The sequence below is a fragment of the Pseudomonas sp. NPDC012596 genome (assembly GCF_042902325.1).
Taxonomy (GTDB): domain Bacteria; phylum Pseudomonadota; class Gammaproteobacteria; order Pseudomonadales; family Pseudomonadaceae; genus Aquipseudomonas.
On the sequence record NZ_JBIBEB010000012.1, the window covers coordinates 40,803 to 54,538 of the forward strand.

General features: G+C 62.9%; 10 protein-coding genes and 1 pseudogene. 5 read left to right on the top strand and 6 right to left on the bottom strand.

Annotation, left to right across the window (positions count from 1 at the left end; translation table 11 throughout):
- Positions 1 to 293: 293 nt before the first annotated feature.
- From ACFY68_RS15775 to ACFY68_RS15785, 3 genes are all read left to right on the top strand, one after another.
- Positions 294 to 1,223, top strand: coding sequence for a malate dehydrogenase (locus ACFY68_RS15775; RefSeq protein WP_387528926.1), 930 nt, complete (start codon positions 294 to 296; stop codon positions 1,221 to 1,223).
- Between the two features lie 465 nt (positions 1,224 to 1,688).
- Positions 1,689 to 1,928, top strand: coding sequence for a hypothetical protein (locus ACFY68_RS15780; protein WP_387528929.1), 240 nt, complete (start codon positions 1,689 to 1,691; stop codon positions 1,926 to 1,928).
- 198 nt (positions 1,929 to 2,126) lie between these two features.
- Positions 2,127 to 2,408, top strand: coding sequence for a hypothetical protein (locus tag ACFY68_RS15785; RefSeq protein WP_387528932.1), 282 nt, complete (start codon positions 2,127 to 2,129; stop codon positions 2,406 to 2,408).
- A gap of 129 nt (positions 2,409 to 2,537) precedes the next feature.
- On the opposite strand, the pseudogene ACFY68_RS15790 reads toward ACFY68_RS15785, so the two are convergent.
- The 6 genes and pseudogenes from ACFY68_RS15790 to ACFY68_RS15815 all read right to left on the bottom strand — a co-directional run.
- Positions 2,538 to 2,678 (bottom strand): annotated as a pseudogene (locus tag ACFY68_RS15790) (arsenic resistance protein); the annotation flags it as partial.
- 161 nt (positions 2,679 to 2,839) lie between these two features.
- On the bottom strand, positions 2,840 to 3,430 hold the full coding sequence (locus ACFY68_RS15795; RefSeq protein WP_387528935.1) for a hypothetical protein: 591 nt from the start codon (positions 3,428 to 3,430) through the stop codon (positions 2,840 to 2,842).
- A gap of 211 nt (positions 3,431 to 3,641) precedes the next feature.
- The gene (locus ACFY68_RS15800; RefSeq protein ID WP_387528938.1) at positions 3,642 to 4,598 is read right to left on the bottom strand and encodes an arsenic resistance protein; all 957 of its coding nucleotides are present in this window, start codon (positions 4,596 to 4,598) and stop codon (positions 3,642 to 3,644) included.
- A gap of 102 nt (positions 4,599 to 4,700) precedes the next feature.
- Complete coding sequence (locus tag ACFY68_RS15805) at positions 4,701 to 5,267, bottom strand: hypothetical protein (protein ID WP_387528941.1); 567 nt, start codon at positions 5,265 to 5,267, stop codon at positions 4,701 to 4,703.
- Between the two features lie 343 nt (positions 5,268 to 5,610).
- On the bottom strand, positions 5,611 to 6,864 hold the full coding sequence (gene glyA / locus ACFY68_RS15810) for a serine hydroxymethyltransferase (RefSeq protein ID WP_346614842.1): 1,254 nt from the start codon (positions 6,862 to 6,864) through the stop codon (positions 5,611 to 5,613).
- A 301-nt stretch (positions 6,865 to 7,165) separates the two neighbouring features.
- Positions 7,166 to 10,996 (bottom strand): EAL domain-containing protein, encoded by a 3,831-nt coding sequence (locus tag ACFY68_RS15815; protein WP_387528944.1) that lies wholly within the window; start codon positions 10,994 to 10,996, stop codon positions 7,166 to 7,168.
- Between the two features lie 260 nt (positions 10,997 to 11,256).
- On the opposite strand from ACFY68_RS15815, the gene ACFY68_RS15820 reads away from it, so the two are divergent.
- Positions 11,257 to 11,664 carry a hypothetical protein gene (locus tag ACFY68_RS15820; RefSeq protein ID WP_387528947.1) on the top strand — a complete coding sequence of 136 codons (408 nt, stop codon included), beginning with the start codon at positions 11,257 to 11,259 and terminating at the stop codon, positions 11,662 to 11,664.
- A 260-nt stretch (positions 11,665 to 11,924) separates the two neighbouring features.
- A complete protein-coding gene (gene ettA / locus ACFY68_RS15825; RefSeq protein ID WP_346614845.1) occupies positions 11,925 to 13,592 on the top strand; it encodes an energy-dependent translational throttle protein EttA in 1,668 nt (555 codons plus the stop codon).
- Positions 13,593 to 13,736: the final 144 nt, after the last annotated feature.

Below are 13,736 nucleotides of genomic sequence, written 5' to 3' on the forward strand. Positions count from 1 at the left end.
TGAGATGGAAGATTCGGAGCTGGGAGGAATGGCACTGAGGCCGACGGACGGAGGTGCCGCGCCGGGTAAACGAGCATCGCTGGGCAAAGCGTTCATGAAGCGATTCACCTTGTTATTTGGTCATCTATATGAATCTGGCCGAAGTATTCGCGGTGCGACGGGACGCTGTCAAGCGCAGGTGGTCTTGTCTACAGCCAGGCATCGCCTTCGGGTGGCCTTTTGGCCACGGCGGGCAATACTTCTTCCTATACGCAGGCGTGTTCCTGGTGGCGCGCGCCGCTGGGAGGTGTCTGGTGAACAAACTGACAATCGTGGGTGCCGGCCTAGTGGGCGAGGCGGCGGCGCAGATCATCGCCCGGGATGAGTTGTGCCGTGAGTTGGTGTTGATGGACGTGCAGGGTGAACTGGCGCAGGGCAAGGCGCTGGACGTCTGGCAGGCGGCGGTCGAGTCAGGTTCTGATACCCGGGTTGTCGGCGGGTCCAAGGCCGAATTGCTGCAGGGTTCGGAGCTGGTGGTGATTACCGCAGGTGTGCCGCGCAAACCTGGCCAGTCGCGCCAGGATGTGCTGAGCATCAACCTGCCCATTCTCGACGGCATCATGCAGGACATCAATCGTCATGCCCCGGCAGCGACGGTGCTGGTGGTGTCGAACCCGGTCGATGTGCTGACCTATCGGGCCTGCTCGCTCAGCCCGCTCGGCCGGGGCAGCGTGTTCGGCCAGGCCGGGGTGCTGGATACCGCGCGGATGAAGTGTTTCATCGCCGAGGAGACGGGGTTTTCTGCTCGGGATATCACGGCGCTGGTGCTGGGCGGGCATGGCGACAGCATGGTGCCGCTGATGCGCTACTGCCAGATCGGCTCGGTGCCTCTGTCGCACTTCCTATCCGATGAGCAGATTGAGCGAATCGTGGAGCGCACGCGCAAGGGGGGCGGTGAGATTCTCGGGTTGAAGAAGATAGGCAGTGCCTGCGATGCGCCGGGCGTGGCCATTGCGCAGATGGTGGATGCCATCGCCCACGGGCGTAACCGCATTCTGCCAGCGGTCGCGGTGCTGGAGGGCGAATACGGGCGAACCGGTATCGCCATGGGCGTCCCCTGCGTGCTGGCGCAGAAGGGGATAGCCCGGGTGATCGAGTTGCCGCTGGATGCGCAGGAACAGGCGATGTTCGATCATTCAGCAGATCAGGTAGAGCGTGATATTGCTGAGATGCAGGCTTTGTGAGCGGGTGTGAAATGCCATATGCCTACGGCACACGCAGCCCTTTCACATGACTGGACGCTTGCGTTAACAGTGGTCGGGGGATAAATTCCCTCCATCGCCGAAGCATCGGCGATGCGACCTTGGCCGGTCGGAATCGAAAGGCGCATCAGCGCCCCAGTCTTCATCGCAGGCGCTTTTTTTGTGCCCGCGATCTCGTGTTATGGCGGTGGTGCGCGGGACACCTTCGGGTGTGCCGGGCTCCTTTCGTCCCGGTCGGCCAACCCGCGTACTGCTGCCACCTTAACTTGCTTGGCCGCGAGCGGTGGCAGTTCCACAACGAAAGGAACTCATGCATGACCACCCGAAATCTATTACGGATCCTCGCATCCGTTCTCCGCCGCCGTCCCGCGCCGGCTCCCAAACCGCACCGTTTCTACCCGATCTACGATCCATCCCGTCCCACCTGCGCACCCAGGCAGGTGCCCCATGACTGACCTCGAACGCTTATCCACAATCCAGAGCTACGCCTGGACCCTCGAACTGCTCGGTGAAGCCCTGGTGCAGCACGACGAAATGCTCGAGTGCGAACACAACCCGCATTTGAGTTTCCGGAACACGGCTGGCATCCACCAGGCAATCCGGATCATCAGCCGGCTGGCCAGTGAGCAGTGTGGGAAGACCAGCCTGTTGCAGGGCGCTGTTGGCGACCCGTGCTCGGGGCAGTGAGGCCGAGGGTGTGATCCTTCATTTTTGAACTGTTGGCCGCCAGTGGCTAACAGTTCAAAAACCGGATCAACAGTGAGGGCAGGCAGGCGCGATTGCCTTAGAATCCAACGATGCCACCAAGGACCACGGGCTGGTCGCAAGCCGACCCGCACCGCGCCTTGGCGGCTGCTCAAAGCCGCTGACAAAAGGAAAATTGACATGGCTACGCCACGCTGGAACGACTGGGCTGACGGAGTAACCTTGGTCCTTCAGATCGCCGTTTTCGGTCCACTGCTTTACATCATTTTCATGCCTTGGCTGTGCCTTGCGCTCGTCACCGCTGGGGCAGTTCCGTTTGTGCCTGGTTTTTTCCAGGCAATGGCTTCGACAGGGTGGCTGATTGCTTCGGGGCTCACAGTGTTGGCTATTGCGGTGAATTTGGTGCGGACCGAGATACGCAAGCGTAAGCGCAGGGCCGAATTGGCTGCTCAAGGGCGCTGATTTTGAGGGTGCGTGCTGGGGCGTCTTGTTGCCGTCCCGGTGTTGGTGCCGCTTGAACATGCTGGGGCTGCTGCGCAGCCCTTTCGCGACGCAAGGCCGCTCCCACAAGGTGGTGGGTGGGTGTTATTGCGTGAACACCACCACGTAGTCGATGCAGGGCGTCAGCAGCACCAGCAGCGCGGCGATGAAGCGGCGGTTGCCCCAGCCCTGGCGCAGGGCGAGGAAGGTGAACTGCAGGAACATCGCGTACATCAGCACGGCTCGAGTTGGTCTCTGGGCAGGGTGGGGTCTGTGCTCCGGGGGAGCACAGGGTAATACGTGATGTCTGGATTTTCGATGGTTTAGGAGGGGCCGAGGATGGCACGAGCTATGCCCGTGTTCGCGGGAAAGCCCGCTCCTGCAAGGGCAAGGCAGGTACGCAAATGCACTTATCAGGGCCTCAGCCAGTCGACGCCACGGGCTTCGATCAGCAGGTTGAACATGGCCTGCGGGCCACCGTCATTAATGGTCAGAAACCCGCCTACTGGGTAGAGGTTGTGCAGCGTCAGTGCCCGCCCATTGTTGGTAACCAGCTGAATTTCCCGCTGGTTATCCTCCGACTGCGTCAGGTCGAAGGCATCGTCGGTTTGCGCATCGGTTACAACCCACAGGGTCGGGTCCTTGCCCTCGATCGGCTGCACATTGACCAGGCCATCGTCGGTCACGAACACGCCTTCGCCAAAGTGGGCGCCGCTGCGCAGATAGATTCGGTAACCGCTGTCGCCGTGGCGAAAGTAAAGCTTCAGCGGTTCTGGTTGGGGAGCTTTGTCAAAGGTGATCAACCCTACCTCCTTACCGTGCCGCCAGTCTTCATCACTGCCATCCAGCACGGCGAGTGTGCAGCCCCCCTCGATGTTGTAACCCGGCACGCCTTTGAGGGAGGTAATGACCACGGGGCCGGTGGTCATGCTGTCGAGTGTATTGATCGGGATTTCTTCAAATTGCAGCGTGGCGATGAAGGAGTGCGCTACGTGGTCGAACATGGGGATTCTCCGCAGATTCAAGGAGGCCACACGCTAGTTCGATCAGCATGGCCGTCCTATTCGGAAGCGCTTCCGCCCACTCCCCCATGTCTAGTGCGCGGGTGTACCGAGCAGTGTGGGAACGAGGCTCGGTGGGTGTCTGTGGGATCTCGGGGCTGCTGCGCAGCCCTTTCGCGGCGCAAGGCCGTTCCCACAAGGGGGTGGGTGGCTATCACGTGCGTAGTAGTGCCGGTATGGCGCGCACGTAGATCAGCTCAAAGACCAGCTCCACCATTGTCTGGGTGATAACCGCAGCGGCGGCCAGTGTGCGCATGTCTTCCGGCAGTGCCAGCGCCAGGGGCAACACCACCAGCGAATTGCGCGTGGCGGCGCTGAAGGTCACGGAGCGTGCCTCTGCCACCGGCAAACGAAACAGCCGTGCCGAGACCAACCCGAGTACCGGGGCCAGCAACATGAAGCCGATGTACACCGGGATCACCGGCAGCAACCGGTCGAAATCACGCAGTACCACGGCAATCTGCGAACCGATCACGGCCACCAGTACCACTGCCATCGCCGGCACCGGCATCCAGGCCCAGGCATCGTTCCACCCCGAGGCCCACCGCGAGCGACGCGCACCGGCTGAGGTGAGCATGGCGAGAACCATCGGCAGCACGATCAGCAGCACAAAGGCTTCCACGAACGGGGCAATGGAAATTGCCACTTCGCTGTTATCCGCAAGCATCAGCGCGAGGTACACCGGCAACAGCAGCAACTGCACCAACAGCAGCACAGGCGTGGCAGCCAGGGTCAGGCGTGAGTCGCCTTTGCCGATGTGGGTGAACACCACCACGTAGTCGATGCACGGTGTCAGCAGCACCAGCAACGCGCCAATGAGAATTGCCGGGTGTTCGACCAGGCCTCGGGTGGCGGCCCACACCAGCAGTGGCACAAGCACGAAGTTGGCGAGCAATAGCGCGGCCATGAAGCGGCGGTTGCCCAGGCCCTGGCGCAAGTCTAGGAAGGGGATCTGCAGGAACATCGCGTACATCAGCACGGCGATGGCGGGGGTGACCAGGGCTTCCACGTGGCGTGCGGCGTCGGTGGCCAGCAGGCCAAAGGCGATGGCGGCGAACACTGCGGCGAAGTAGATCAGGGTCTGATGGGTTTCGAGTTGTTCTCTGGTCAAGAGGAGGCCTGTGCTCAAAAGCTGAAGAGCACAGGGTAATCGTTGGCGGCATTGGCTGCTCGCCTGAATCATTGCTCTTGCCGCCTCGGGGGCCCTAGCTACCTATACCTCATCCGGATCGCTCAGCCATGCGGCGTTACGCTCCAGAATGTTGAGGGTCAGGCGCATCCTCTCATCGCGCTTGGCAAATACATAGGTGTGCGCAGCGTCGAAACGCTTGTGGCGATGCAAGCACATACCGGAGGCACGCTCACGCAACACGCAGTGGAAGGCGTTCACAGGAATGTCCGAGAGTATCAGCGGGCCGTTGGGGCCGAGCAGCTCGAGGCAGGCGGGGGCGAGGGTTTGGAGTGGGTAGGCACCGATTTCCCCATGCCTACCACGGCTGATGCCTTTGCCGAAATGGTTGCCAGGCGTTCTTACATACAAGTGGTAACCGTCTTCGGAGTGGCGAAAGTACAGCGTCGGAGCGGGCGGCGCGTGTTCAACGGGCAGGTGGCCTAACAGGTGCGAGTCATCCCGCTCGCTGAACCTGCCACTGAAAACACTACCACCGCTACCTGCGAGCGGGATTCTGGCTGGATGCCCCAGCAGCACATCCAGGAAGTTCAGGTGCGCACCTGGGGCGCTGAGCTGGGCGATGAATGATTGTTGCCGGTGGCTGTACATGGCGATGACCCTTGCTGAGGAAAGCGATCTTAGGAGTCGGCTCCCACACCGCCACAGCGGGTGATCATTCCCTGATGCAAAAAGCCCCGGCACTGTTTGCGCATGTGGGGCAAGCGGCTCAGCGTCGCGCCCAGTCCACTCCACGCTCGGTAATGTTCAGTCCCAAGTTGGTGGCAGGCTTGGAGAGCAGCGTGATCAGATAGCCCCCTTTGCCATCGGCAATCAAATTGGTGGCCAAGCTTTGCCAGGTCGCAGCGCATGCCCATTTGGACCTGTTTCCGATAGGCAAGCATGAAAAAGCCCGGCACTGAGGCCGGGCTTTTTCACATCAGGCTATCGCCAATCAGTTGCCGTATACCGGCAGCTTCTTGCAGATGGCCTTGACCTTTTCACGCACGGCGTCGATGACGGCGTCGTTGTTCAGGTCGGCGAGGATGTCGCAGATCCAGCCAGCCAGCTCTTTGCACTCGGCCTCTTTGAAGCCACGGGTGGTGACGGCTGGGGTGCCGAAACGCAGGCCCGAGGTCACGAACGGGGAACGTGGGTCGTTCGGTACCGAGTTCTTGTTGACGGTGATGAAGGCTTTGCCCAGTGCGGCGTCAGCATCCTTACCGGAGATTTCCTGCTTGATCAGCGACAGCAGGAACAGGTGGTTCTGGGTGCCGCCGGAAACCACGTCGAAACCACGCTCGATGAACACTTCGGCCATGGCCTGGGCGTTCTTCACCACTTGCTGCTGGTAAGCCTTGAACTCAGGCTGCAGGGCTTCCTTGAAGCAGATGGCCTTGGCCGCGATGACGTGCTCCAGCGGGCCGCCCTGGGCGCCTGGGAAGACGGCCGAGTTCAGCTTCTTCTCGATGTCGGCGTTGGCACGGGCCAGGATCAGGCCGCCACGTGGGCCGCGCAGGGTTTTGTGGGTGGTGGTGGTGACCACGTCGGCGAACGGCACCGGGTTCGGGTACACGCCAGCGGCAACCAGGCCTGCTACGTGGGCCATGTCGACGAACAGGTAGGCACCGACCTTGTCGGCGATTTCGCGGAAGCGGGCGAAGTCCAGCACCTGCGAGTAGGCCGAGAAACCGGCAACGACCATCTTCGGCTTGTGCTCGACAGCCAGGCGCTCGACTTCGTCGTAGTCGATCAGGCCGTTGGCATCGATGCCGTACTGGATGGCGTTGTACAGCTTGCCCGACGAGCTTACCGAAGCACCGTGGGTCAGGTGGCCACCGTGGGCCAGGCTCATGCCCAGGATGGTGTCACCGGCCGACAGCAGGGCCAGGTAGACAGCGGCGTTGGCTTGGGAGCCGGCGTGCGGCTGGACGTTGGCGTAGTCGGCGCCGAACAGCTCTTTGGCGCGGTCGATGGCCAGTTGCTCGACCACGTCGACGTACTCGCAACCACCGTAGTAGCGCTTGCCTGGGTAGCCTTCGGCGTACTTGTTGGTCAGGACCGAACCCTGAGCTTCCATGACCGCTGGGCTGGTGTAGTTTTCCGAAGCGATCAGCTCGATATGCTCTTCCTGGCGCAGAGCTTCTTGCTGCATGGCTTCGAAGAGCTCGGCGTCGTACTTGGCAATGGTCAAATCACGGCTGAACATAACGGTCCTCAAGGATCGGGCTGAATTGGGGGGGCATTCTAACCGATTGATTCGCGCCTGGCATATGAAGTGGCGTCAAGTCGCGGACCAATGGCCTTCATGTTGCATCCCGCGCCGTTTCTGGGCTGGCTGGGGGGCGGAGTTGACCTTCAGGTCCGTTTTTCGACGCCGATATCCAACCGCAACACTGCACCTGTAGGGGCGGGTTTACCCGCGAAGCAGGCGACGCGGTGGATGGCACCGGCTTTGCAGGTATCGCGGGTAAACCCGCTCCTACAGGGTGTGCGGCGTTCGGTGCAGATCACTGGAACATGAACAACGTCTCGTTGGCGAACTGCGCCTCGAACTGGTTGGCCGGCATCGGCCGCCCGAACAGGTAGCCCTGCACTTCGTCGCAACCATGTTCGCGCAGGAATTCCAGCTGCTCGTGGGTCTCCACGCCCTCTGCGATCACCGCCAGGTTAAGGCTGTGGGCCATGGCGATGATCGCGCGGGCGATCTGCGCGTCCTGCTCGCCCTCGGGCAGGCCGTCGACGAAGGTGCGGTCGATCTTCAGCACGTCGATGGGGAACTGCTTGAGGTAGTTGAGCGACGAGTAGCCGGTGCCGAAGTCGTCGACCGCGATGCTCAGGCCCAACACCTTCAAGCCATCGAGAATCTGCATCGCTTCGTTCACATCGCGCATCAGGATACTTTCGGTCAGCTCCAGCTCAAGGCAGGCGGGTGGCAGGCCGGTTTCTTCAAGAATTGTGGCGATGCGGTTGCCCAAGTGGCCGTCAGAGAACTGCCGCGCCGAGATGTTTACCGACACCTTGGGCACGCGCACCTTGGCCTTGTGCCAGGCCTTGAGCTGGCGGCAGGCCTCGCGCAGTACCCAGTCGCCGACATCCACCACCAGCCCCAGCTCTTCGATCACCGGTATGAAGTCGCCCGGCGGCACCAGGCCGCGGGTCGGGTGGCGCCAGCGCAGCAGCGCCTCGGCACCGGTCAGGCGCTTGCCGTCACCGCTGAACTGCGGCTGGTAGTAAAGGATGAACTCGTTCTGCTCCAGCGCGTGGCGCAGGTCGCTTTCCAGCTCCAGGCGCTCCAGGGCGCTGGCGTTCATCTCGGCCTGGTAGAACTGGAAGTTGTTCTTGCCGCGCTCCTTGGCGTGGTACATGGCGGTGTCGGCGTTCTTCATCAGCTGGCTCAGCTCGCTGCCGTCCTGCGGGCTGAGGGCGATGCCGATACTGGCGGTGACGAAAAACTCGCGGCCCTCCAGCACGAACGGCCGTACCAGGCTGGCGAGAATGTTCTCGGCCACGTGAATGGCGCGGTTGAGCGCCATCTCGCGGGTGGCGCGCGATTGCAGCAGCAGGGTGAATTCGTCGCCGCCCATGCGTGCCACGGTGTCGTCGTCGTCGACGCAGGCCAGCAGGCGTAGGGCCATGTCCTTGAGCATGCGGTCGCCCGCGGCGTGGCCGAGGGAGTCATTGATCGGCTTGAAGCGGTCGAGGTCGAGGAACATCAGCACCACCCACGACTTCTGCCGTTCGGCCTGCTGCAGCGCGGTGTGCAGGCGGTCCTGGAACAGCGTGCGGTTGGGCAGGTGGGTCAGGGCGTCGTAGTAGGCCAGGCGGTGGATGCGTTGCTCGCTGGCCTTGCGCTCGCTGATGTCGGTAAAGAAGCACACGTAGCTGGCCAGGTCGCCTTCGTCGTCAAGCACCGCAGTAATGCCGACCCAGGCCGGGTAGCGCTCGCCATCGCGGCGCTTGAGCCATACTTCGCCTTCCCAGCTGCCGCGCTGGTGCAGCTGCTTGAGCACGTAGCGCAGGTGGCCTTCCTGTTGTTCGTCGACGGTGAGCATGCCGGGCAGTTGGTCGAGCACGTCGCTGACCGCGTAGCCGCTGACCCTGCTGAACGCTTCGTTGGCCTGCACGATGTACCCGGCCGGGTCGGTGATGAGGATGGCCGAGGTGGAGTGCTCGAACACCGTCGCGGCCATGCGCAGGTCTTTTTCCGCGCGGCGCTGCTGGCTGATGTCGCGGCCCACGCCCAGCACGCCCTCGAAGCGCTCGTGGTCGTCCCACACCAGCACCAGGCGCAGTTCGATGGGGATCTTGCGGCCATCGGCACGCAAGCAGTCGAACAGGAACAGCTGGGTCGGCAGCTGGCTGCGCAGTTGGGCCAGTTGCTCCCTGTCGCCCATGGCTTTGCTGACCCGCTCCATCAGGCTGTAGATGCCGGTGAGCTGGGACGGGTTGGCGACGATCGACTGCCAGCCGTTTTCGAAGATCCAGTCGGCCTGGTAACCCAGCACGGCGTGCACCGAGGGGCTGACGTAATTGAGCTGCAGGCGGCTGTTGGTGGAGAAGATCACGTCGCTGATGCTTTCGGCGAGCATGCGGTAGCGCTGTTCGCTGTCACGCAGCGACTGGCTGGCCTCGATCTGCACGGTGACGTCCTTGCCCACCCCGATGATGCGCGTAACCAGGCCATCGCCGTCGCGGGTCAGCACCTGTTCACGGATGTCGTAGCAGCGCCAGCCGCCGTCGCGGTGGCGAAAGCGCAGCTGGCAATGCAGCGGCTGGCCGTGGCCGTTGTCGCGCTGTTGCTGGCGCAAAGCCTGGTAATGCGCGGCGTCTTCGGGGTGCAGCAACAGCTCCCAGAAGCGGTCGCCCATCTGCGCCAGCTCGGTGCGGTTGTAGCCCAGGGTCTGGCCGAGGTGGCGGTTGCTGAAGATCATCCGCTGGCTGAGCACGTCCTGCACATACAGCTGGTCGGGCACGGTACGCACCACGTCCGACCAGAAGCTTTCGCGCTCCAGCAGCGACAACTCCACCTGCTTGCGGCTGGTGATGTCGCTGATGCTGAGGATCACTGCCTGGTAGTCGCGCCGCTGCGTGGGCAGGCGCGCCATCAGCCACAGGTGCAGCTCGCCGCCCAGCGGGGCAGGCAGGCGTACTTCCAGCTCGAGCAGCGGGCGCTGTTCGATCAGCGCGTCGATCAGTTGCATGCCAATGCTGTCACGGCCATCGCCGCTGCCGGCGATCAGCCGTTGCCAAGCGCCCTCGTGGCATTGGACATTGAGCAGCTGGCGCGCCACCTGGTTGATCTCGGTGATCTTCAGTTCCTGCAGCAGTGAGCGGCGCAGGTCAGGGTCCAGCGCCAGGCTTTGCTTGAGCGCGGCGAGGTTGCGCAGGTGGTAGCGGTCGAGCTGCCCGGGCAGGCTGGAGAGGTCGAGCACGCACAGGGCCACGCCGGTGCCCTCGAAGATTTCGTGGTAGCGCCGGCGGTCTTCCTGCAGGGCGCGTTGGCGGCGGCGCATGTTGATCAGCGCCAGCACCGGCAGCAGGGCGCAGAACAGCGCCAGCAGCACCTTGCCGAGCAGCGCCGGCAGCAGCTTGTGCTGGGCCAGGCTTGCATCGTACAGCCCACGCAATTGCCAGGCGCTGTTGTCGATGAACGCCAGCATCACGCTTTGCAGGGGCTCGCCGCTGGTCTGTGCGGGTGCATGGCGTTCCAGCACCTCGCCACTGCGGCTGTTTTCCAGCAGCCACAGCGGATGGCCGGGGCCGTCCAGGTGCACGGTGAGGGTGCGGTAGTAATCAGGGGTCAGGCGCAGCAGCCAGTAGCCGCGGTCCTGTTCGCTGGCCTGGCGCAGCAGCAGGTAGACGGTGCTGTTGTCTGCCGAATTGGAGAAAAAGTAGAGGCGCCCCTGGTTCAGCTTGACCAGCTCGTCAATCAGCTGACGGTCGGGGCTGCCGGCCAGGCTGTCGCCCAGCAACTGGCCATTGTGGTCCAGCCAGGCCATGTCGCGCAGGGTCGGCAGCCGTTCGCGCAAGGTGCCGAGCAGGCTGGGCAGGGCGGCGGGCGTCGGCGCTTTGACGTAGGGCTGGACAACATTCAGCGCCTGCTGGGCCTTGAGCGCCATGTTCAGGCCCAGGTGGTCGGCCAGTTCGGCACTCGCATCGAGGTGCTGCTGGCGTTGGTCGGCCTGGGTGTGGCGGAACTGCGCGAACAGTTGCCAAAGCAGCAAACTCAGCAGCACCAAGGCCAGCATGGCCAGCGCACCCTTGAGCGAACCGCGCAGCGAAGCACGCGGGTGCGGTAAGGCGGGGCGCAGCGGAGACGGATGATTGAGATTGGTCAAGCGTTGATCCTGCTACTGGTCTGGCGATGGCAGGGATTGATCATGCACGGTGTATGCCGGTGCTGCAGTGGCCGGACCGCGGTGGCGCACTATAAGGCCGGACACCTGAAACCGGCTAGCATGCCTGTCATTATGGCAAAGTGCCAGCTGTGCTTCGAGGTGCCGATGGTCGTGGTGGAGCCTGGCGGTTCGGCAAGGCCTTGCTTCCTGTGCGAGAATGCCGGCCGCTTCAAATGACAACGCATCGGAGATGTTCGGTTTTGGTTACTCACTTTTCCACCAATGGCCTCGATTCCGCCTGCGGGCGCAGCAGTCAGACCCTTGTCAGCACTGCCGTGACCGAGGACGTATCCTGCAAGTCGTGCCAGCGTTCGCTGGTCAAACCGGAGGCTTCGGCCGCCAAGAACAAGACGCCGTCGCTGGCCGAACTGCGCAAGACCGCCAAGGCGGCTGCAGCGCCGGCTGAGGTTGTGGCTGCGGCCAAGCCTGCGGCGAAGGTCGTCAGCACCACGCCAGCCAGCAAGCCTGTCGCCCAGCCGGCCAAGGTTGCCGAGCAGCCTGCCCGCAGCGGTGGCTTCAGCGTCAAATCCGCCTGGGCCGCGCGCCTGGCGGAGCAGAGCGGCCGTTGCCGGTTGCCGCGTGGCAAGGCCAAACAGCGTCACGTCTGATTTTTGTGTGGCCAGTACTGGCCTCATCGCCGGCAAGCCGGCTCCCACAGGGTCACCACCACAGGCCCGTGGGTGTCGGCTGGCTGGCGATGGGCCGCAAAGCGGCCCCAATTAGCCCCACCATCCGGCCACCCTGTGCAACGCCGCGCGTTGGCGTAGAATGGTCGACTTTGTTCAATGACACCCCGTAAACACATCCCCCTGGCCACCTGGCTGGGCGATCGTCGATGTCTTTACCTATCTGATTAGAGGGCTTGGTTTTGGCTCAATACGTCTACACCATGCATCGGCTGAGCAAAGTCGTGCCGCCGAAGCGGGAAATTCTCAAGAATATTTCCCTGTCGTTCTTCCCGGGCGCCAAGATCGGCGTACTCGGCCTGAACGGCGCGGGTAAATCGACCCTGCTGCGGATCATGGCGGGCGTCGACAAGGAATTCGACGGCGAAGCCCGCCCGATGCCCGACATCAACGTGGGTTACCTGCCGCAGGAACCGCAACTGGACCCGACCAAGACCGTGCGTGAAGTGGTCGAGGAAGCGGTCAGCGTGATCAAGGACGCCCAGGCTCGCCTGGACGAGGTCTACGCCGCCTACGCCGAACCCGACGCCGACTTCGACAAGCTGGCCGCCGAACAGGCCAAGCTCGAGTCGATCCTGCAGGCAGCCGATGGCCACAACCTCGAGCGCCAGCTGGACGTCGCCGCCGACGCCCTGCGCCTGCCGGCCTGGGACGCAAAAATCGAACACCTGTCCGGTGGTGAGAAGCGCCGTGTGGCCCTGTGCCGCCTGCTGCTGTCGGCCCCCGACATGCTGCTGCTCGACGAACCGACCAACCACCTGGACGCCGACTCGGTGGCCTGGCTGGAGCGCTTCCTGCACGACTTCCCGGGCACCGTGGTTGCTATTACCCACGACCGTTACTTCCTCGACAACGTCGCCGGCTGGATCCTCGAACTGGACCGCGGCGCCGGTATCCCGTACGAAGGTAACTATTCGGGCTGGCTGGAGGCCAAGTCGGACCGTCTGGCGCAAGAGTCCAAGCAACAGAGCGCCCACGAGAAGGCCATGAAAGAGGAACTGGAGTGGGTGCGCAAAGGCGCCAAGGCCCGCCAGTCCAAGTCCAAGGCCCGTCTGCAGCGTTTCGAAGAAATGCAGTCGCAGGAATTCCAGAAGCGCAGCGAGACCAACGAGATCTACATCCCGGCCGGCCCACGCCTGGGCGACAAGGTCATCGAGTTCAAGAACGTCTCCAAAGGCTATGGCGACCGTGTGCTGATCGACAACCTGTCGTTCGCCATGCCCAAGGGCGCTATCGTCGGCGTTATCGGCGGTAACGGTGCCGGTAAGTCGACCCTGTTCCGCATGCTGATGGGCAAGGAACAGCCGGATTCGGGCAGCATCGAGATTGGTGAAACCGTACAGCTGGCCTGTGTGGACCAGAGCCGCGAAGACCTGGACGGCGGCAAGACCGTGTTCCAGCAGGTTTCCGACGGTTCCGACATGATCAAGATCGGCAACTACGAGATTCCGTCGCGCACCTACGTTGGCCGTTTCAACTTCAAGGGCGGTGACCAGCAGAAATTCGTCAAGGACCTGTCCGGTGGTGAGCGTGGCCGTCTGCACCTGGCCCTGACCCTGAAGGAGGGCGGCAACGTCCTGCTGCTCGACGAACCGTCCAACGACCTCGACGTCGAAACCCTGCGTTCGCTGGAAGAAGCCCTGTTGGACTTCCCAGGCGCCGCGATCGTGATTTCCCACGACCGTTGGTTCCTGGACCGTGTGGCCACTCACATCCTGGCGTACGAAGACGACTCGAACGTGATGTTCTTCGAGGGCAACTACACCGAGTACGAAGCCGACCGCAAGAAGCGCCTGGGCGATGCTGCTGCCCAGCCGCACCGTGTACGGCACAAGAAGCTGGCGCAGTAAGCCGGTTTAGTTGCACAAGAATGGGGCCCTTGGTGGCCCCATTTTTGTGCCTGGGGTAATTCGGTGTTGGACCGATCGCGGGCAAGCCCGCTCCTACAGGGGCCGCGCAATGCCGGGGTCAAGGGGGCGTTGGTGGGGGTGGCC